This is a genomic window from Pseudomonas sp. BP6 (assembly GCF_017875935.1).
In the GTDB taxonomy this organism is placed as follows: Bacteria; Pseudomonadota; Gammaproteobacteria; order Pseudomonadales; family Pseudomonadaceae; genus Aquipseudomonas; species Aquipseudomonas putida_Y.
In genome coordinates, this window is sequence record NZ_JAGINI010000001.1 from 1,359,112 (window position 1) to 1,378,798 (window position 19,687).

General features: G+C 63.4%; 18 protein-coding genes. 14 read left to right on the top strand and 4 right to left on the bottom strand.

The window, feature by feature from the left end; all coding sequences use genetic code 11:
- Window positions 1–33 precede the first annotated feature (33 nt).
- The 8 genes from J3A98_RS06120 (at window position 34) to J3A98_RS06155 (ending at window position 9,129) form a co-directional block, all read left to right on the top strand.
- Window positions 34–807, top strand: coding sequence for a gamma-glutamyl-gamma-aminobutyrate hydrolase family protein (locus tag J3A98_RS06120; RefSeq protein ID WP_209964745.1), 774 nt, complete (start codon window positions 34–36; stop codon window positions 805–807).
- Window positions 808–876: 69 nt separating this feature from the next.
- Window positions 877–2,235: an aspartate aminotransferase family protein gene (locus J3A98_RS06125; protein WP_209964747.1), complete on the top strand. Its 1,359-nt coding sequence runs from the start codon at window positions 877–879 to the stop codon at window positions 2,233–2,235.
- Between the two features lie 183 nt (window positions 2,236–2,418).
- Entirely contained in the window at window positions 2,419–2,973 is a 555-nt protein-coding gene (locus J3A98_RS06130) for an XRE family transcriptional regulator (protein ID WP_176684887.1), read from the top strand.
- A gap of 123 nt (window positions 2,974–3,096) precedes the next feature.
- Window positions 3,097–3,612 (top strand): ProQ/FinO family protein, encoded by a 516-nt coding sequence (locus J3A98_RS06135; protein WP_176684888.1) that lies wholly within the window; start codon window positions 3,097–3,099, stop codon window positions 3,610–3,612.
- Between the two features lie 402 nt (window positions 3,613–4,014).
- The gene (locus J3A98_RS06140) at window positions 4,015–4,497 is read left to right on the top strand and encodes a formate dehydrogenase subunit gamma (protein WP_209964750.1); all 483 of its coding nucleotides are present in this window, start codon (window positions 4,015–4,017) and stop codon (window positions 4,495–4,497) included.
- Window positions 4,491–6,050, top strand: coding sequence for a formate dehydrogenase beta subunit (locus J3A98_RS06145; protein ID WP_176684890.1), 1,560 nt, complete (start codon window positions 4,491–4,493; stop codon window positions 6,048–6,050). The genes J3A98_RS06140 and J3A98_RS06145 overlap by 7 nt, the downstream gene beginning before the upstream one ends.
- The gene (fdhF, locus tag J3A98_RS06150; RefSeq protein WP_209964752.1) at window positions 6,047–8,929 is read left to right on the top strand and encodes a formate dehydrogenase subunit alpha; all 2,883 of its coding nucleotides are present in this window, start codon (window positions 6,047–6,049) and stop codon (window positions 8,927–8,929) included. The genes J3A98_RS06145 and fdhF overlap by 4 nt, the downstream gene beginning before the upstream one ends.
- A complete protein-coding gene (locus J3A98_RS06155) occupies window positions 8,926–9,129 on the top strand; it encodes a formate dehydrogenase subunit delta (protein ID WP_021785376.1) in 204 nt (67 codons plus the stop codon). Before fdhF ends, J3A98_RS06155 begins: the two co-directional genes overlap by 4 nt.
- A 114-nt stretch (window positions 9,130–9,243) precedes the next feature.
- Here J3A98_RS06155 and J3A98_RS06160 read toward each other — a convergent pair whose 3' ends face one another.
- The gene (locus J3A98_RS06160; protein WP_209964754.1) at window positions 9,244–10,107 is read right to left on the bottom strand and encodes a universal stress protein; all 864 of its coding nucleotides are present in this window, start codon (window positions 10,105–10,107) and stop codon (window positions 9,244–9,246) included.
- A 154-nt stretch (window positions 10,108–10,261) separates the two neighbouring features.
- Here J3A98_RS06160 and miaE point away from each other — a divergent pair, with 154 nt between their 5' ends.
- Window positions 10,262–10,879: a tRNA isopentenyl-2-thiomethyl-A-37 hydroxylase MiaE gene (gene miaE, locus J3A98_RS06165; protein WP_003248869.1), complete on the top strand. Its 618-nt coding sequence runs from the start codon at window positions 10,262–10,264 to the stop codon at window positions 10,877–10,879.
- Window positions 10,880–10,901: 22 nt separating this feature from the next.
- Here the strand turns inward: miaE and J3A98_RS06170 are convergent, their stop codons facing one another.
- Window positions 10,902–11,327 carry a DUF883 family protein gene (locus J3A98_RS06170; RefSeq protein WP_245354934.1) on the bottom strand — a complete coding sequence of 142 codons (426 nt, stop codon included), beginning with the start codon at window positions 11,325–11,327 and terminating at the stop codon, window positions 10,902–10,904.
- A 22-nt stretch (window positions 11,328–11,349) separates the two neighbouring features.
- Between J3A98_RS06170 and J3A98_RS06175 the strand changes: the two genes are divergently transcribed.
- Window positions 11,350–11,613, top strand: coding sequence for a hypothetical protein (locus J3A98_RS06175; RefSeq protein ID WP_003248880.1), 264 nt, complete (start codon window positions 11,350–11,352; stop codon window positions 11,611–11,613).
- 17 nt (window positions 11,614–11,630) lie between these two features.
- Here the strand turns inward: J3A98_RS06175 and J3A98_RS06180 are convergent, their stop codons facing one another.
- Entirely contained in the window at window positions 11,631–12,113 is a 483-nt protein-coding gene (locus J3A98_RS06180; protein ID WP_209964757.1) for an LEA type 2 family protein, read from the bottom strand.
- A 131-nt stretch (window positions 12,114–12,244) separates the two neighbouring features.
- Between J3A98_RS06180 and J3A98_RS06185 the strand changes: the two genes are divergently transcribed.
- Together J3A98_RS06185 and J3A98_RS06190 are read left to right on the top strand one after the other, a co-directional pair.
- The gene (locus tag J3A98_RS06185; protein WP_209964759.1) at window positions 12,245–13,369 is read left to right on the top strand and encodes a sigma-70 family RNA polymerase sigma factor; all 1,125 of its coding nucleotides are present in this window, start codon (window positions 12,245–12,247) and stop codon (window positions 13,367–13,369) included.
- Window positions 13,370–13,597: 228 nt separating this feature from the next.
- Window positions 13,598–16,024, top strand: coding sequence for a TonB-dependent receptor (locus J3A98_RS06190; RefSeq protein ID WP_209969755.1), 2,427 nt, complete (start codon window positions 13,598–13,600; stop codon window positions 16,022–16,024).
- Between the two features lie 420 nt (window positions 16,025–16,444).
- On the opposite strand, the gene J3A98_RS06195 is transcribed toward J3A98_RS06190, so the two are convergent.
- Entirely contained in the window at window positions 16,445–17,335 is an 891-nt protein-coding gene (locus J3A98_RS06195; RefSeq protein WP_209964761.1) for a LysR family transcriptional regulator, read from the bottom strand.
- A gap of 102 nt (window positions 17,336–17,437) precedes the next feature.
- Between J3A98_RS06195 and J3A98_RS06200 the strand changes: the two genes are divergently transcribed.
- Both J3A98_RS06200 and speB read left to right on the top strand, forming a co-directional pair.
- Complete coding sequence (locus J3A98_RS06200) at window positions 17,438–18,517, top strand: extracellular solute-binding protein (RefSeq protein WP_103469263.1); 1,080 nt, start codon at window positions 17,438–17,440, stop codon at window positions 18,515–18,517.
- A 25-nt stretch (window positions 18,518–18,542) separates the two neighbouring features.
- Window positions 18,543–19,508, top strand: coding sequence for an agmatinase (gene speB, locus J3A98_RS06205; protein ID WP_209964764.1), 966 nt, complete (start codon window positions 18,543–18,545; stop codon window positions 19,506–19,508).
- Window positions 19,509–19,687: the final 179 nt, after the last annotated feature.

The following is a 19,687-nucleotide window of genomic DNA, read 5'->3' on the forward strand; positions in this document are numbered from 1 at the left end:
ACAACGCGCAATATGGATTTGCCGGAGGAAGATATGCCACGTGTGCCCGTGATTGGCATTACCGCATGCACCAGCATGATTGGGCTGCATGCAACCCAGACCATCAGCGAAAAATACGCGCGCGCGGCAGCCAAGGCAGCGTGTGGGCTGCCCATCGTCATTCCCAGCCTCGGTGAGCTGATGGACAGCGCCGATATTCTCGAAGTGGTGGATGGGCTGATCTTCACCGGTTCGCCGTCCAACATCGAACCGTACCACTACAACGGGCCGGCCAGTGCTGCGGGCACCCATCATGACCCTCTGCGCGATGCCACCACGTTGCCGCTGATGCGCGCGGCCATCGCCGCCGGCGTACCGATACTCGGCATTTGCCGTGGCTTCCAGGAAATGAACGTGGCGCTGGGTGGCACCCTGCATCAGAAGGTCCACGAGACCGGCATGTTCATGGACCACCGCGAAGGCAAGGGTGAGCCTCTCGACAAGCAATATGGGCCGCGCCACACCCTGCATGTAGAGCCTGGCGGCATGCTCGACCGCATGGGCCTGCCGGCGATATTCGACGTCAATTCCATCCATGGCCAAGGCATCGACGTATTGGCCCCCGGGCTGAGGGTGGAAGCGCTGGCACCCGATGGCCTGGTGGAAGCGGTTTCGGTCGAGAACAGCAAGGGTTTTGCCCTGGCCGTGCAATGGCACCCCGAGTTCCAGGTCATGGATAACCCACATTACCTGGCCATCTTCCAGTCCTTTGGCAAGGCCTGCCGGCATCGCTCGGTCCTGCGTCAGAGGCTGTTGCTGTCTGCCTGAGCAGCGACCTTTCCCACCTGTAAAAAGTACCCTCGCAGCACGGCTGCGCAACTTGATGGAGTGAAGTCAATGAGTGAACAGAATTCGCAGACCCTCGCCTGGCAAACAATGAGCCGCGACCATCACCTGGCCCCGTTCAGCGATGTCAGGCAACTGGCCGAGAAAGGCCCGCGCATCATCACCTCGGCCAAGGGTGTGTACCTGTGGGACAGCGAGGGCAACAAGATTCTCGATGGCATGGCCGGCCTGTGGTGCGTGGCAGTCGGGTATGGCCGCGATGAGCTGGCCGAGGTCGCCAGCCAGCAGATGAAGCAGTTGCCTTACTACAACCTGTTCTTCCAGACCGCGCACCCGCCCGCGCTGGAGCTGGCCAAGGCCATCGCCGAGGTGGCCCCGCAAGGCATGAACCACGTGTTCTTCACCGGCTCCGGCTCCGAAGGCAACGACACCGTGCTGCGCATGGTCCGCCATTACTGGGCACTGAAGGGCCAGAACAACAAGAAGGTTATCATTGGCCGTATCAACGGCTACCACGGCTCTACCGTGGCGGGCGCGGCCTTGGGCGGCATGAGTGGCATGCACCAGCAGGGCGGGGTGATCCCGGATGTCGTGCACATCCCGCAGCCATACTGGTTTGGCGAAGGCGGCGATATGGCCGAGGCTGACTTCGGCGAGTGGGCGGCCGAGCAACTGGAGAAGAAGATTCTCGAAGTTGGCGTGGACAACGTTGCCGCCTTCATTGCCGAGCCGATCCAGGGCGCCGGTGGCGTGATCATTCCGCCGCAGACCTATTGGCCGAAGATCAAGGAAATCCTGGCCAGGTACGACATCCTGTTCGTCGCCGACGAAGTGATCTGCGGGTTCGGCCGTACCGGTGAGTGGTTCGGCACCGATTACTACGACCTCAAGCCTGACCTGATGACCATCGCCAAGGGCCTGACCTCCGGTTACATCCCCATGGGCGGGGTGATCGTGCGTGACGAGGTGGCCAAGGTCATCAGCGAAGGCGGCGACTTCAACCACGGGTTTACCTATTCCGGCCACCCGGTGGCGGCAGCGGTAGGCCTGGAGAACCTGCGGATCCTGCGTGACGAGCAGATCATCCAGCAGGTGCACGATAAAACCGCGCCTTATCTGCAACAACGCCTGCGCGAACTGGCCGACCACCCGTTGGTAGGCGAAGTGCGCGGCCTGGGCATGCTCGGGGCGATCGAGTTGGTGAAAGACAAGGCCACCCGGGCCCGTCATGAAGGCAAAGGTGTCGGCATGATCTGTCGCCAGCACTGCTTCGACAACGGCCTGATCATGCGCGCGGTGGGCGACACCATGATCATCGCGCCACCGCTGGTGATCAGTGTCGAAGAGATCGACGAGCTGGTGGAGAAAGCCCGCAAGTGCCTGGACCTGACCTATGAGGCTGTTCGGTAAGGGCAGAACGCTTGGTTAGCTGTTCTCAGCACCTGTGAGATCGAGCGCCGCCCGCGCGGTGCTCGATCGGTGCCTCAATCGTACATCTCACCTCAGGCACCTCCCGCAAAGCATTTTGCTTTGTGAAATGAATCCTGTACTTTTCCGGGCATCCATTTCCCGTCTGAAAGTCGCGATTCAACCATGAAAGTGCACGAAGAAATCGAAGGCCTGGCAGTACTGATTCGCGACCTGCGCAAGTTCAAGGGCCTGACGCTGGGCGAACTGGCACAGCGCATTGGCCGTTCGGTGGGCTTTCTGTCCCAGGTCGAACGCGGCGTATCACGCCCGACCGTGGCCGATCTCACAGCCATCAGCGAAGAGCTGGGTGTATCGACAGCCTACTTCTACAAGCTGGACAAACCCCGCGAGCTCGACTGGGTGACCCGCCCGCACGAGCGTCGCACGCTGCACCTGGCGGGAGGCATCACCGATGTGCTGGCATCGCCCTCGATAACGGGCGCGTTCTCCATGCTCGATAGCCATTTGCAGCCGGGGGCCAGCAGTGGCGAGGAGTACCTGGACGACAGCTCGGAGCAGGGCTGCTTCGTGCTCGAAGGCGAACTGACCGTGTGGGTGGGCGATGCTGAGCCGGTCACGCTGCACGCCAATGACAGTTTTCAGCTGCAACCCCACGCCCGTTTTCGTTACGCCAACCTGACCGACAAGCCCACACGCGTGCTTTGGGTGTTCAGCTGAGGGCCTTCGCACTGGCATGTACGTTGTGCCTCGGCTAGCCGGGAAAGTTGGCCTGCAAGCAATGTGCAGGCTGCATGGGGTATCCTTGCACCACGCAATCAACTTCGAAGCAGTGAATGAACAATGGGTTTTGAACAACTAGCTGAGCTACGAGACCGCCTGCGGGCGGAAAAAGGGCAGGTAAAGGCCGATAGCGCGAAACCGCCCAAGCGCAAGTCGCCCCCGCAGGCGAAGCCGCGTGAGATGGACCCGGCGGTGGCAGCGATCTGGCCCCTGCAGAAGCATTTTCCCTTGGCTTTCCCGGTCAACCCGGCCCCCAAGGTGCCGCTCAAGGAGGGCATCTTCAAGGATGCCGAGCAACACCTGGAGCTGCTTGGGTTGACCCGCGAACAGCTCAAGCTGGGCATTTCCACGTGGTGCCGGGGCGCTCGATACTGGGCGAGCATGGTGGAGAATGCTCCGCGCCTTGACTTGAACGGTCAGGCCGCGGGTACTGTGACCGCCGCTCAGGCGCTGCATGCCAAGCAGCAAGCTGCGCGGCAACGCAGCCAGGACCGACGCAATCGCGCGAAGTCAAAGGCCCAGGCCCAGGCTCCGGCACCCGCCGCCGACACCGCGGCGGTGCAGTCCACCGACTGAATTCAGTCGCGTTCTGTCCCGTAGCCACGCTGGATGGCAGCCCATTGCCGGGGCTGCCGTCTGGCAGGCCCGGCAATGGGCCAGGTCCGGTTTCGAGTACTTGGCGCCATGCAACGATGGTTTCAAGACACACCTGACCGGCAAGCCGCGGCATAGGATGCCGGGGCGCAAATACGTGCGTCGGTTTCAGAATGCGCCTGGTCGCTCGTATACAACCCCTCGGCGCCACAAGTGCCATGCTAGCAGGATGCCCAAGGGTCAGTGCGCGCAGACGTGCGGCCGTGGGCGAGGAGGCCGCCAGTACCACGCAACTGTGACGTGGACGGTGCGCCGCAGCAGAACACGCCGGAAACCTGCCCTTTCAACCATTCAGGCAGGGTCCGTGATGCCGAGGTCCGCTGTATGCCTGATGAATTGCTCCACCTGCCTGTGATCCAGCGTATTCTGGACCGCGACAAGGACACCCCAGGTGCCCTGTTGCCGATCCTGCATGCCGTCCAGCACGAGATTGGTTACATCCCTGATGCCTCGGTCCCCGAGATCGCCCATGCGCTCAACCTCAGCCTGGCTGAAGTGCGTGGGGTTATCAGTTTTTATCACGACTTCCGCACCGCGCCGCCCGCTCGTCACACCCTGCGCCTGTGCCGTGCCGAGTCGTGCCAGAGCCGTGGCGCTGAAGCCCTGGCCGCGCAGTTGCGTGAACAGTTGGCACTGGACGACCACGGCACCAGCGCTGACGGGGCCATCAGCCTGCGCCCGGTGTACTGCCTGGGTGCCTGTGCCTGCTCGCCAGCGCTGGAGCTGGACGGCCAGGTGCACGCGCGCCTCACCCCTGAGCGCCTGCGGGACTTGGTCAACGGTTGCCAGGAGGACTCAGCATGCTGAAGCTGTATATTCCCTGTGATTCGGTTGCCCGCGCCGTGGGTGCCGATCAGGTTGCCGAGGCCCTGCTGCGCGAGGCCGAGCGCCGCCAGTTGCCGCTGGACATCCAGCGTACCAGCTCGCGCGGGCTTTACTGGCTGGAGCCGCTGATCGAGTGCGACAGTGCACAAGGGCGCCTGGGTTTCGGTCCGGTTACGCCACACGATGTGCCGTCACTGCTTGATGCCCTGGCGGGCGAACCCGGTGGCCACTCGCTGGCACTGGGGCCGGTCGAAGAAATACCCTATCTCAAGACCCAGCAACGCCTGCTGTTCGCTCGCGCTGGCATTACCCGGCCATTGTCGCTGGACGACTATCGTGCCAATGGCGGGTTCGCGGGCCTCGAGGCTGCCGTTGCGCTGGACGGTGCCGAAGTGGTTGCCGCAGTACTCGATTCCGGGCTGCGTGGCCGTGGTGGTGCGGCGTTCCCGGCCGGCATCAAGTGGCGCACCGTGCGTGACGCTGGTGCCGGGCAGAAGTACGTGGTGTGCAACGCCGACGAGGGTGACTCGGGCACGTTCGCTGATCGCATGCTGATGGAGGGCGACCCCTTCCTGCTGATCGAGGGCATGATCATTGCCGGCCTCGCCGTGGGTGCCGACAAGGGCTACATCTATGTGCGCTCGGAGTATCCCGACGCCATCCGGGTACTCGACCAGGCCTTCGCCATCGCGCGTGACGCTGGCTACCTGGGGGCTGACGTAGCCGGCAGCGGCCAGGCGTTCGACCTGGAAGTACGGGTGGGCGCCGGCGCCTATATTTGCGGCGAAGAAACCGCGCTGCTCGAATCCATCGAAGGCAAGCGTGGCATCGTCCGCGCCAAGCCACCGCTGCCTGCACTGCAAGGGCTGTTCGGCCTGCCAACGCTGGTGCACAACGTGCTTACCCTGGCCTCGGTGCCCATCATTCTGGCCAAGGGTGCAGCATTCTATCGCGATTTCGGCATGGGCCGCTCGCTGGGCACCATGCCGTTCCAGCTGGCCGGCAACATTCGCCAGGGTGGCCTGGTAGAGCGCGCGTTCGGCCTGACCCTGCGCGAGCTGGTGGAAGGCTATGGCGGTGGCACGGCCAGTGGCCGCCCGCTGAAGGCTGCGCAGGTCGGTGGCCCGCTTGGTGCCTGGGTACCCCCCAGCCATTTCGACACCCCATTGGACTATGAAGCGTTTGCTGCCGTGGGCGCGATGCTCGGCCACGGCGGTGTGGTGGTGGCCGACGATACGCTGAACATGGCCAGCATGGCGCGTTTCGCCCTGCAGTTCTGTGCCGAGGAGTCCTGCGGCAAGTGCACCCCGTGCCGCATTGGCTCCACCCGGGGTATGGAAGTGGTTGACCGGCTGATCGCCAGCAGCGACATCACCGAGCGCCACGACCAGGCGCTGTTGCTGCGCGATCTGTGCGACACCCTGCAGTACGGTTCGCTGTGTGCCATGGGCGGTATGACTGCCTATCCGGTGGCCAGCGCGCTCAAGTACTTCCCCGCCGATTTTGGGCTGACCACCACGGAGGCCGCACAGTGATCAATTTCTTCGACCCCGCTTCTGATAAAAGCAGCGACCTCGGCACCCCGGCCCGCGAAAGCGAAGTGCAGGTCAGCCTGAGCATCGACGGCCGCGCCATCAGCGTGCCGGCTGGCACCTCGGTCATGCGCGCCGCCGCCATGCTGGGCACCAGCATCCCCAAACTGTGCGCCACCGACAGCCTCGAAGCCTTCGGCTCCTGCCGCATGTGCATGGTGGAAATCGAAGGCATGCGCGGCTACCCGGCATCCTGCACCACGCCAGTCAGCGAAGGCATGGTGGTGCGCACCGAAACCCCGCGTCTGGCCGGCCTGCGTCGCAACGTGATGGAGCTGTACATTTCCGACCACCCGCTGGACTGCCTGACCTGTTCGGCCAACGGCAACTGCGAGCTGCAGACCGTGGCCGGCCAGGTGGGCTTGCGTGAGGTGCGCTACGGCTATGACGGCGCCAACCACCTGGACGAGAAAAAAGACGTTTCCAACCCGTATTTCGACTACGAGCCAAGCAAGTGCATCGTCTGCAGCCGCTGTGTGCGCGCCTGCGAGGACATCCAGGGTACGTTCGCCCTGACCATTACCGGGCGTGGTTTCGAATCGCGGGTGGCGGCAGCGGGGGGCGAAAACTTCCTTGCTTCCGAATGCGTGTCGTGCGGCGCCTGCGTGCAGGCCTGTCCGACCGCGACCCTCACGGAAAAGAGCCTGGTGCAGCTGGGCCAGCCTGAGCGTTCGGTCATTACCACCTGCGCCTACTGCGGCGTTGGCTGCTCGTTCCGCGCCGAAATCAAGGGTGACCAGCTGGTGCGCATGGTCCCGGACAAGAACGGTGGCGCCAACCACGGCCACGCCTGCGTCAAGGGCCGCTTTGCCTGGGGCTACGCCACCCACCCGGACCGCATCACCAAACCGATGATCCGCAAGCGCCTGGAAGACCCGTGGCAGGAAGTCAGCTGGGACGAGGCCGTGACCTATGCTGCCAGCGAGTTCCGCCGCATTCAGCTCAAGTACGGGCGCGACTCCATCGGCGGCATCACCTCCAGCCGTTGTACCAACGAAGAAGCCTATCTGGTGCAGAAACTGGTGCGCACGGCGTTCGGTAACAACAACGTCGACACCTGCGCACGAGTATGCCATTCGCCCACCGGTTATGGCCTGAAGCAGACCCTGGGTGAGTCAGCCGGCACGCAAAGCTTCGACTCGGTGATGCAGGCCGACGTTGTGCTGGTGATCGGCGCCAACCCCACCGACGCCCACCCGGTGTTCGGCTCGCAACTCAAGCGCCGCCTGCGCCAGGGGGCGCGGCTGATCGTGATCGACCCACGGCGCATCGACCTGGTCGACTCGCCGCACGCCCGCGCCGACCTGCACCTGCAACTGCGCCCGGGCACCAACGTGGCCATGCTCAACGCCCTGGCCCACGTGATCGTCACCGAGGGCCTGCTGGCCCAACGCTTCATCGATGCCCGCTGCGAAACCGAAGACTTCGCCCGTTGGCGCGACTTCGTCAGCCTGCCAGAAAACGCCCCCGAGGTGCTCGGCCCGGTTTGTGGTGTGCCCGCTGAGCAGATCCGCGCTGCGGCCCGGCTGTATGCCACCGGCGGCAACGCGGCAATCTACTACGGCCTGGGCGTGACCGAGCACAGCCAAGGCAGCACCGCAGTGATGGGCATTGCCAACCTGGCCATGGCCACTGGCAACATCGGCCGAGAAGGGGTAGGGGTGAACCCGCTGCGCGGGCAGAACAACGTGCAGGGCTCGTGCGACATGGGGTCGTTCCCCCACGAGCTGCCCGGCTACCGGCATGTCTCCAACGAGGGCGTGCGCGCCGAGTTCGAACAGGCCTGGGGCGTGACCCTGCAGCCCGACCCGGGTCTGCGCATTCCCAACATGTTCGAAGCGGCGCTGGATGGCAGCTTCAAGGCGCTGTACTGCCAGGGTGAGGACATCGCCCAGAGCGACCCCAACACCCAGCACGTCACGGCGGCCTTGCTCGCCATGGAGTGCGTGGTGGTGCAGGACATCTTCCTCAACGAAACTGCCAAGTTCGCCCATGTGTTCCTGCCGGGCAGTTCGTTCCTGGAAAAGGACGGCACCTTCACCAACGCCGAGCGGCGTATTTCGCGGGTGCGCAAGGTCATGGAGCCGCTGGCCGGCAAGGCCGACTGGGAAGCTACCGTGGCCCTGGCCAACGCCCTGGGCTACCCGATGAACTACCGCCACCCTTCCGAGATCATGGACGAGATCGCCCGCCTGACGCCGACCTTCCGTCGTGTCAGCTACGCTGAAATCGACCGTCATGGCAGCCTGCAGTGGCCGTGCAACGACGCCGCGCCAGACGGCACGCCGACCATGCACATCGACCAGTTCGTGCGTGGCAAGGGCCGCTTCATGCTCACCGGCTATGTGCCCACCGACGAAAAGGTCAACAACCGCTACCCGTTGCTGTTGACCACCGGGCGCATTCTCAGCCAGTACAACGTCGGCGCCCAGACCCGGCGTACCGGCAACGTCGCCTGGCATGACGCCGACCGCCTGGAAATCCACCCGACCGACGCTGAAAGCCGTGGTATCCACGACGGTGACTGGGTCGGTATCGGCAGCCGCGCCGGGCAGACTGTGCTGCGTGCCAAGGTCAGTGCGCGCGTGGCGCCGGGCGTGGTGTACACCACCTTCCACTTCCCGGAGTCGGGGGCCAACGTGATCACCACCGACAACTCCGACTGGGCCACCAACTGCCCCGAGTACAAGGTGACGGCAGTGGAAGTGGTGAAAGTGTTCCAGCCATCGCAATGGCAAAAGCGCTATCAGGACTTCAGTGATGAACAGCAGCGCCTGCTGAAAGAGCGCCGTACTGCGGAGAAAGCCGAGGTTCGCCGATGAGCAGCGAAAACCTGGTCAAGATGGCCAACCAGATTGCCCATTACTTCGACAGCGAGCCAGACCGGGCGCTGGCGGTGCAAGGGGTGCGGCAGCATATGAAGAGCTTCTGGACGCCGGCGATGCTCCGGCAGTTGGCAGAGTGGAACGAGGCCCACGCGGGGGAGGGGCTTGACCCAAAAGTGCGGGAGGCGTTGGTCTAGATTCCCAGGCGGCAACGGAACCTTGGGGGCGGGTTTGCCTGCGAATGTGGCGTTGAAATCAATGACGCATTCGCGGGTGAACCCGCTCCTACAAGGGGCCTGCATGTTGCATACTTAGCCGCGGGCCAGCTCCGCCAGGTGGGCGATGGCTTCCTCGCTCTTGAGCACCAGCACATCACCCTGCAGCGCATCCAGCACCACTTCCGAGGTATTACCGATCAACGCCCCGGAAATCCCTGTGCGGCACACCGTGCCTATCACTGTCACCACTGCATCGAGCTTCTGTTCGGTATGTGGAATCAACACATCCGCCGGCCCTTCGGCCACATGCAGGCACTCTTCGCTGATGCCGTATTCGATCTGGAACGCCTTGCACGCTTCACGGTAGCGCTTTTCGATCGTATCGCTCAGCTGGTACGTCGGGTCCGCCGCTGACAGCATCGGCGAGGGGTGGGCGCTGATGACATGCAGTTCTCCCTTGGCCAGTTTGGCAATCTCGAAGCCGTGGTCGATGATGCTGGCATGCAGGCGGCGGTGGTCTTCGTCCTGGTTGCCCACGTCCACCGCCGCCAGGATCTTGCCCCCGGTCCACGGCCGCTCGCTCTTGACCATCAGCACGGCACACGGGCATTGGCGCAGCAGCTTCCAGTCGCTGGGGGTAAGCAGGGCCTTTTTCAGCGGGTTGTCCGGACGGTGATCCTTGATCACCAGTTCGCAGCCTTCGGCCTGCTGTACATGGATGATGGTGTCGTGCAGGTTGTCGCGCCAGCCCTCTTCATGGGTGACATTGTCGAAGCCGTCATCATGCAACTGGCTGCTCAGCAGGCTCAGCAGCGCACTGTGATCATGCCGTTTGTCGCACATCAGCAAGTGCAGGCGTGCGCCGGTGATGCCAGCGATCAGCTTGGCCCGCGTAAGCGCCCGGCTATGGGCGTGTGTGGGGTCGAGGACGACGAGGATGCTGCGGACGGCTTGCATGGGCGTTAACTCCCTTCGATGATGGCGACCAGTGCCTGACTATAGTCGGCGCTTTCCCCTCCAGCGCTTGATGTACATCAAGCATAGTCACTGGCGTCGCCAGCCGCCGCCGGTATAATCGCCGACCCTGCCTGTTCTGTGTGGTTGCACGCTTATGTCCCTGATCCCCGAAATCGACGCCTTTCTTGGCTGCCCGACGCCAGACGCCTGGATCGAAGCGGCGCTCGCCGACCAGGAAACCCTGCTGATCGACCACAAGAACTGCGAGTTCAAGGCCGCCAGCACGGCCTTGAGCCTGATCGCCAAGTACAACACTCACCTTGATCTGATCAACATGATGTCGCGCCTGGCCCGCGAGGAGCTGGTGCATCACGAACAGGTGTTACGCCTCATGAAGCGTCGCGGTGTGCCGTTGCGCCCGGTGTCGGCGGGGCGTTATGCGTCAGGGTTGCGCCGGCTGGTGCGCGCCCACGAGCCGGTCAAGCTGGTGGATACGCTGGTGGTGGGGGCGTTCATCGAGGCGCGCAGCTGTGAACGTTTTGCCGCGCTGGTGCCGCATCTGGATGAAGAACTGGGCCGCTTCTACCACGGGCTGCTGAAAAGCGAAGCGCGCCACTACCAGGGCTACCTGAAACTGGCGCACAACTACGGAGACGAGGCGGACATCGCCCGCCGCGTCGAGCTGGTGCGCGCTGCGGAAATGGAGCTGATCCAGTCACCAGACCAGGAACTGCGCTTCCACAGTGGCATCCCGCAGGCTTTGGCCGCCTGATGTGCACCAGGCGGCGCAGGCCTTAATGGCGCCGACCCAGCAGCAGCCCCACTACCAGCCCGAGGCCGGCGGAAATGGCAACGGTTTGCCAGGGGTGGCCGCCGATGTAGTCCTGGGTGGCGTCCACCACCGGTTGCGCCTTGTTGCGCACGTTGCTGGCCGCCTGGCGAGCCTGACGAAGTTTCAGGCTTACCTGGGCGCGCAGCGTCTCTGCTTCTTCGCCGACCAGGGCGGCACTTTCGTTCAGCAGTTTTTCCGATTCTTCTATCAGCGATTGCAGTTCGCTGAATACCTGGTCCTTGATCTGATCGCTGTCCGTCAGCGTGGCGTTTTTCCGGGCCATGAACTCGTCCTCGTCAATGGGGGTGTGAACAATGGATGCCGCCACGTCGGGAAAGTTGCGGCGGCTTTCCGATGATGGGTTGCCTGGGTGTAAGATAGCGGCCATTTTCAAACCTGCAGGTAACTTCATGAGTTTCAATCTGGCCAACATGAGCTTCGAGGAACGGGCGCAGATCGAGGCAGAGAAGGCCCGGCTGTTCGAGATGTGGCAGAACAACCTGGGCAAAGCCAAGGGCGAAGCCGCCCGGCTGATTGCCGAAAAGCCACGGCGCAAGGGCAAATGGGCCGAGTGGGTGCGCGCCGAACTGGACGGCATGACGCCGCCTGAATACGCCAGCATGGTGCGCAGCGAAGTCAACAAGCTGATGGCCGCAGCCAGCGCCAACCGCTGAGCACTCCCGCTTGGCGCTTACCAGTAGGTGCCCTTGGGCAGGTCCAGCCTGCCTTCATCGGTAAAGCGCACGGTCCCCAGCGGCCCGCCGGCCAGTTTGCCGCGCAGCTTGTAGGGCAGCCCCTGCAGCGAATCCAGCTTGCCCAGCCCATAGGCCTGGCGAAGGAAGGAAAACGCCGTGATGCTGACCGGCACCACGATCACCGCTTCGTCGTAACGGCCAATGTGCCCCTGCTGGTCGCTGACCCCGGCGGCCAGCGGCTGGCCGTTCACTTCCAGGTTCAAGGCGATGCCGTTGTAATCGATCGGCGCCTCATTGGGGTTTTGCACCCGCATTTTCACCGCCATGCGCAGTTCCAGCTCCTGCCCGGGCAGTGGTTCGATGCCGATCACGCTGATGTTCACCGGGTCACGTGGCTGGAACAGCGCACAGGCCGCCAGGCCACAGGCCAGCAGCAGGACCAGGAACAGACGGGTATAGCGGTACAGACAGGCAGTCATGGGCTGTGACCTTGCCGGAGTGGAGCTGGCAGTGTGGCAAATGCGCGTCGACGTTGAAAGTATCGGTTGATATGAAAGATACTGTTTCTCATTAACGCCCGATAACCTCTCTTACTGGCTGTTCCCCAATCATGCTGACTTCACCCATGTCGGGCCTGCTGGCAAGTTTCCAGGAGCACTACGACGACCTGCTGCAGTTTCTGACGCGACGCATGAGCGACCGCCAGCGCGCGGCCGACGTGGCGCAGGAAACCTACCTGAAGCTGGTGAACATCGACGAGCAGGCAGTGCCTGTGTTGCACGCGCGCAGTTTCATCTTCCGCGTGGCCGGCAACCTGGCAATTGACGCCTTGCGCCGTGAGCAACGCATCGCCGCCAGCCACGACGACAGCGACGGAGCCTGTGAGGTGGCCTGCCCGGCGCCGGCACCCGAGGCGGCGTTGCTGGCCCGTGAGCGCTTGCAGATTCTTGACCAGGCGCTGTTGCAGTTACCGGACAATGCCCGCCAGGCGCTGTTGCTCAACCGTGTCGAGGGCCTGACCCAGAAGCAGGTCGCTCAACGCCTGGGGGTTTCCGAGAGCATGGTGGCGAAGTACATCGGCCAGGCCCTGCGCCATTGCCGCGGCCGACTGAAACAGGCGGGTGTGGCGGCATCGGTGGTATTGCTGGTCGCCGCGGTGGCGGGTTGGCAGCAAGCCCCGATGCTGCTGGCCGATTATCACACCGCCGTGGGCGAGCGGCAGGTCATTACCCTGACAGATGGCACACGGGTGACGCTGAACAGCGCCAGTGCCTTGAGCGTGGCGTTCAACGAGCATGAGCGGCGTGTGGTACTCGATGCGGGTGAGGCACTGTTCGAGACCGCCGATGATTCACGACCGTTTGTGGTCGATACGGCCGGTGCGCGGGTGCAGGGCAATGCCGCCACCTTCAGCGTGCAGCGCGATGGCCACGTCGTGTTGGCTCGCGGTGAAGCCAGGGTGGGTGAACATCAACTGGCGGTGGCGGCCGATGCCGTCACGCAGATGGCCTGGCAGCGGGGCAAGCTGATCTTCAACGGCAAGCCGCTGGGGCAGGTGCTGACGGAGCTTGAGCGTTACCGGCATGGGCGCATTGTGTTGTCCGACAGCAAGCTGGCTGCGATGGAGGTGAGCGGGGTGTTCGACCTGGATGAACCTGAGGCCCTGTTGCGGACGTTGGAGCAGCGGTATGGCCTGAAGGTGACCTACCTGCCGTGGTTGGCCGTAGTGCATTGATGAGCTTGTACCGTCCTCTTGGCGGGCAAGCCCGTTCCTGCACAGGTCGCACGATATTCAGGCGGGCGCAGTCGTTGTAGGAGCGGGCTTGCCCGCGAAGAGGCCGGACAGAAATAAAAATATTTTTCATTTGGCACTGCAAGTTCCTGCAAGCCAGATCGTCGTAGTGAGACTGATCAGCAACCCATTCTCATTTACGACTTGTCAGGAAGCTCATTCGTGCCTCTGATGCTCAAGCCCTTGCACCGCCGTCGCGGTTCTTTTCACCATGCCTTGATGTCTTGCAGTGCCTTGGCCTTGTTGTTCGGTCCCCTGCACGCAGGGGCCGCGACGACCGCCGAACAGACCCAGATGCAAGCTCGCCAGGTCCAGCTCGACCTGCCAGCCCAACCACTGGACCAGGCGCTGACCACCTTCGCCGACCAGGCCGGCCTGCACCTGCTGTACACCACAGGCGATGTCGCCGGCCAGGTCAGCCCGGCGTTGCAGGGTAACTACAGTGTCGAGCAGGCCCTGCAGCAGTTGCTGGCCGGCAGCGGCATGAGCTGGCAGTTCAGCGAGGCTCGCACCGTCACCCTGCGCAAGGCCGAGGCCGCGCCGCAGGCGGTCAACCTCAAGCCGATCGAAGTCAGCGTAGCCTCGCGCACCAGCACCGCCATCAGCGAAATTCCCGGGACCGTCTGGGTGGTCGAGCAGCAGCAATTGCGCGAGCAGATCGACAGCGGCGTCAGCCTGAAGGAAGCCATCGGCAAGCTGGTGCCGGGCCTTGACCTGGCGCCGGAAGGGCGCACCAATTACGGCCAGAACATGCGTGGGCGCAACGTGCTGGTGATGATCGACGGGGTCAGCCAGAACAGCTCACGCGGCCTGTCGCGTCAGTTCGACAGCATTTCGCCGTTCAACGTCGAGCGCGTCGAAGTGCTGTCTGGCGCCAGCGCCATCTACGGCGGTGGTGCCACCGGCGGCATCATCAACATCGTGACCAAGAAGGGCGAACCCGGCCCGGCGCGCTTCGAGACCCAGCTGGGGGCCAGCAGCGGTTTCAACAACAGCGACGACCTGGCTACGCGCTTCGCCCAGTCGGTCAGCGGCGGCAACGAGCGGGTCAATGCCCGGTTGGGCGTTTCCGGTGAGCAGAACGAAGCCTTCTACGATGGTGCTGGTGACCAGATCTTCATCGACAACACCCAGACCGACCTGCAGTACAACCGCACCATCGACGTACTCGGTACCTTGGGCCTGCAGCTGAACGACCAGCAGAGCCTCGACCTGTTGGCCCAGTACTACGACTCGGGAAACCACGGCAGCACGGGTATCTACTTCCCCAACCTGAACTACAACGCGCCATCCGACCTGGAAGACGCCGAGCTGCGCAGCGGTTATTCATCGGACCTGGAGCCGCGTACGCGGCGCCTGCTGCTCAATGCCAATTACCACCACACCGACGTGCTGGGCCAGGACTTCTACCTGCAGGCCTCGTACCGCAAGGAAGACGACAACTTCTACCCGTTCCCGTACTACAACCGTGCCACACCCACCGGCTCGCGCGGGGTGTACTTTGCCGCCTCGCAGCAGAACTTCGAGGTCACCAGCCTCAAGGGCCTGTTTGCCAAACAGTGGGATACGCTGAAGCTGACCTACGGCGTTGATCTGGATCGTGAGCGCTTCAACGCCGAGCAGACCACCTTCAACGCCCAGACCTCGTCCGAGTCGGGTGGCCTGGAGCTGGAAAAAGAAAGCAAGGCCGCACGCTACCCCAGCTACCGGGTGGATGGTGTGTCGGTGTATGCCCAGCTGGACTGGCATGCCACCGACAACCTGACATTGTCCGGTGGTGCCCGGCGGCAGCAGATGGACGTTGATGTCAGCGACTTCAAGGGTGTGTCAGGTGGCAGTAACGACTATCAGGTCAACCTGTTCAACGTCGGTGCCATCTACGACTTCAAGAACGGCCACCAGGTGTGGAGCAACTATGGCGAAGGCTTCGACCTGCCTGACCCGGCCAAGTACTACGGCAAGCCGGGCCTGAGCGTGGCCGATAACCCGTTGGCGGGTATCAAGAGCCGCCAGGTGGAATTGGGCTGGCGCTATGCCGACCTGGACTGGGATGCACAGGCAGCGCTGTACTACATCTGGTCGGACAAGATCATCAACGTCGATTCGCAAACGCTGACCATCGATGTGGAAGATCAGAAAAGCCGCGACTTCGGCTTTGAAGGAGCACTGACCCGGCACTTCCAGACCGGCTGGGAAGCTGGCGGCACATTGCACATGACACGCTCCGAGGAAGAGGCCGCCGACGGCGGCTGGATCAAGCGCGATGCCCGATACGCTTCGTTATCCAAGGCCACCGCGTTCGTCGGCTGGAAGGCCGATGGGCGCAGTGCGCGGTTGCAGGCCAACCATGCCTTCAGCCTGAAGGACGATGCCGATCACGAGATTGATGGCTACACCACCTTCGACCTGCTGGGCAGCCAGGACACCGGTTTCGGCACCTTCAGTGCCGGTATCCAGAACTTGCTGGACAAGCAGTACAGCACGGTATGGGGACAGCGTGCGACGTTGTTCTATTCGCCGACCTACGGGCCGGCCTACCTGTATGACTACCAGGGGCGTGGGCGGACCTACACGCTGAGCTGGAGCATGGCTTACTGATGGTGGTCGCCTGAACGGGCCTGTTCGCGGGTAAACCCGCTTGCTCCTACCACAGCGCCGTCTTCAGACGTTGTGAGCCCCTGTAGGAGCGGGTTTACCCGCGAATACGGTGGTGGCGGCGACGGTGAACGGCAGGTTGAAATTGGCCAGCAGGGCCGGCCTCTTCGCGGGTAAACCCGCTCCTACACGACGGCCTGTGCCCAGCCACCGACCTGTGTCCACCCCCGATCCGGCGTAGGAGCGGGTTTACCCGCGAATACGGTAGCGGCGGCAACGGTGAACGCCTGGTGGAAATTGGCCAGCAGGGCCGGCCTCTTCGCGGGTAAACCCGCTCCTACACGACGGTGCCTGTGCCCAGCCACCGACAGGTGTCCACCTCCGATCCGGCGTAGGAGCGGGTTTACCCGCGAAGGGGCCGGTTCAGGCAAACGCCGCCAGCAAATCCTGCGCAAATACATGGGCTGCCTCGCCAACCCCCTGTGCCCGGTGCCGGGCCAGGGTAAACGGCACCTCAAAATCAAGCGCAGGGTCCAGCGCCCATAACAGTCCTTCGGCCTCCCAGGCCTGTGCACAATGGCATGGCAAGTAGCCAATATGCCGCCCAGACAGCATGAACGTCAGCACGCTTTCGATCTGCTCCGCCACTGCCGTGCTGCGTCTGCTCTGGAACGGTTCGCCCCCTTTGAGAAAACGGTACGGATGGCGCACCTGGTCCATGTCCAGCAACCGCTCAAGCCCAACATCCGTTTCGCCGTACAGCACATGCCCCCTGCCGCAATACAGCCGCTGCCGCTCCGCGAACAAGGGCTGGTAATCAAATGCCGCCTGGTTGCCGGAAAAGTAGCTGATGGCATAGTCCAGCCGCTGCTCCAGCAACAGCCGTTCCAGCTCCGCCGGCGGTGCACTGACTAGCTCCAGTTGCACCGATTCCTCTCGCCTGCGAAATGCCGCAATGGCCGCCGCCAGTTTCAGGCTCACCGCCTTGTCCTGATTTTCCGCCATGCCTATGCGCACAGTTCCCAGCAGCCGCCCGGCAACGCCGTTGGCCTGCTGGCGAAACTGCTCGATGTTCAGCAGTAGCCCACGCGCCGCGTCCAATAGCAGTTCACCTTTTTCCGTCAGGCGAAAACCACCTTTGCCGCGGCTGCACAGGCGGTAACCCAAGCGTGCCTCCAGTTGCGCCATGCGCTGGCTGATGGTGGGCTGGCTCAGGCCCAGCACGCCTTGAGCGGCGCTGAAGCCACCTGCCTCGACTACAGTGACGAACAGCCGCAGCAGGTGCAGGTCGGGATCGTGCACTTGTCCCAGCATTACATTGCTCCTGGTGAATGTCAGCTTTTCAAACTTGCCATTGGTGCAATGTAACCCGGCTGGCATGCTCGCGGCATCCACCCATTTACCGAGGTGTCCGCCATGCGTCGATCGTTGTGCCTTTTGTCTCTGGTTCTGGCCCTGCCGCTGCAGGCCGAAGAAAAGGTCGTCAACCTCTACAGTTGGGCCGATTACGTTGCCCCGCAAACCCTGCAGCGCTTCGAACGGGAAACCGGCTACAAGGTGCGTTACGACACCTTTGACACCCCCGAGGTACTGGAAACCAAGCTGCTGACTGGTGGTAGCGGCTATGACGTGGTGGTGCCGTCATCCACCGTGCTGGCCCGGGCGCTCAAGGCCAATGCCCTGCAACCGCTGGATGCTCAGGCCATGCCTGGCTACGGCAACCTCGACAAGGACCTGCTGGGCAAACTGGCCGAGGTTGACCCCGGCAACCGCCATGCTGTGCCGTACACCTGGGGCACGCTGGGCCTGGGGGTAAATGTGGAGGCGGTACGCCAGCGCCTTGGCGATGTACCGCTGGACAGCCTCGACCTGTTGTTCAAGCCCGAGTACGCCGCCCGCCTGAAGGGTTGCGGCATCGCTATACCCGACTCGCCCCAGGAGGTGATCGGCGTAGCCCTGAACTACCTGGGCAAGGACCCTTACAGCCAGAACAAGGGTGATCTGGCCGCCGCGCAGAACCTGCTCAGCCAGTTGCAGCCGTCGATCAGCTACGTCGCCAACGGTCGGCAGATCAACGACCTGGCCAATGGCAGCGTGTGCCTGGCGCTGACCTACAACGGTGATGCCGCGATGGCCGCCGACCAGGCCCGCCGTGCCGGCAAGCCGTTCGAGGTGATCTACCGCATCCCCCGCGAAGGCACGCTGGTATGGCAGGACAACCTGGTCATCCCCAAGGACGCCCCGCACCCCGAGGCCGCCCGGGCGTTCATCGCCTTCATGCTCAAGCCAGAGTCGGTGGCAGCGCTGACCAACACGCTGTTCTTCGCCAACGCCAACCAGGCTGCCACGCCGCTGGTGGACGAAGCGGTGCGCAACGACCCGGATATCTACCCGTCGGCCGAGGTGCGTCAGCGCCTGTATGCCGACCGCAGCATGGCCCTGGCCGACCTGCGCCAACGCAACCGTCTGTGGACCGCCTTCCGCAGCCGGCAGTAGCCCATGACAATCAAGGAGCCCGACCGTGGACCAAGCCGCAAGCAACGACCAGGCAATTACCCGCGATAGCCTGTATGGGACCGCCGCAGAAAGCACCTACGCCGGTGTTGTCAGTTTTTCCCGCCGCCGCTACAGCCGCGACTTGCGCGGTGTGGATGTGGTGGTCAGCGGTGTGCCGTTCGACACGGCCACCAGTAACCGCCCCGGCGCGCGCTTCGGCCCGCGGGCGATCCGTACTGCCTCGGTCCAGCAGGCCTGGGCCCGCCACTGGCCGTGGGCGTTCGACCCGTTCGACCACCTGGCGGTGATCGACTATGGTGACTGCCCCTTCGACAGCGGCACGCCGCAGTCGGTACCGGACAGCATCGAGGCCCATGCCGAGCATATTCTGCAGGCGGGTTGCGCCATGCTCACCCTCGGTGGCGATCACTTCATCAGCTACCCGCTGCTCAAGGCTCACGCCCGCCGCCATGGCCCGCTGGCGCTGATCCATTTCGATGCGCACAGTGACACTTGGCCGGACGAGGCGGGCAAGCGCATCGACCACGGCACCATGTTCTGGCATGCCGCCCGCGAAGGCCTGGTTGACCCGGCCCACTCGGTGCAGATTGGCCTGCGCACGACCAATGACGACAGCCAGGGTTTTGCCATTCTCGATGCTCGGCAGGTGCACCGCCAGGGCACAGAGGCGGTGATTGCGGCGATTCGCCAGCGGGTGGGCGAGCGGCCGGTGTACCTGACCTTCGACATCGACTGCCTCGATCCGGCCTACGCACCCGGTACCGGAACGCCTGTGTGTGGCGGGCTGAGCACGGTGCAAGCGCTGGAGATTCTGGGGGGGCTGCGTGGCATCAACCTGGTAGGCATGGACTTGGTGGAAGTGGCGCCAGCCTATGACCATGCCGATATCACCGCTTTGGCCGGGGCAACCTTGGCCATGGAGATGCTGTGCCTGTATGCGGCGCGGCACAAGGTGGACAGCGGCCAGTAGATTTTGCGGCCATTCGCGGGCAAGCCCGCTCCCACACGTGTCTCACAGGCCCAGAAATCTGTGGGTGACCGTGGGAGCGGGCGCGCCCGCGAATGGCTGCAAAGCAGCCCTCCGAGGCCCATACTGAAACATCAGGAATCATCTCCACCCGCATTCACACTTTTGCCGCGAACCCCTCG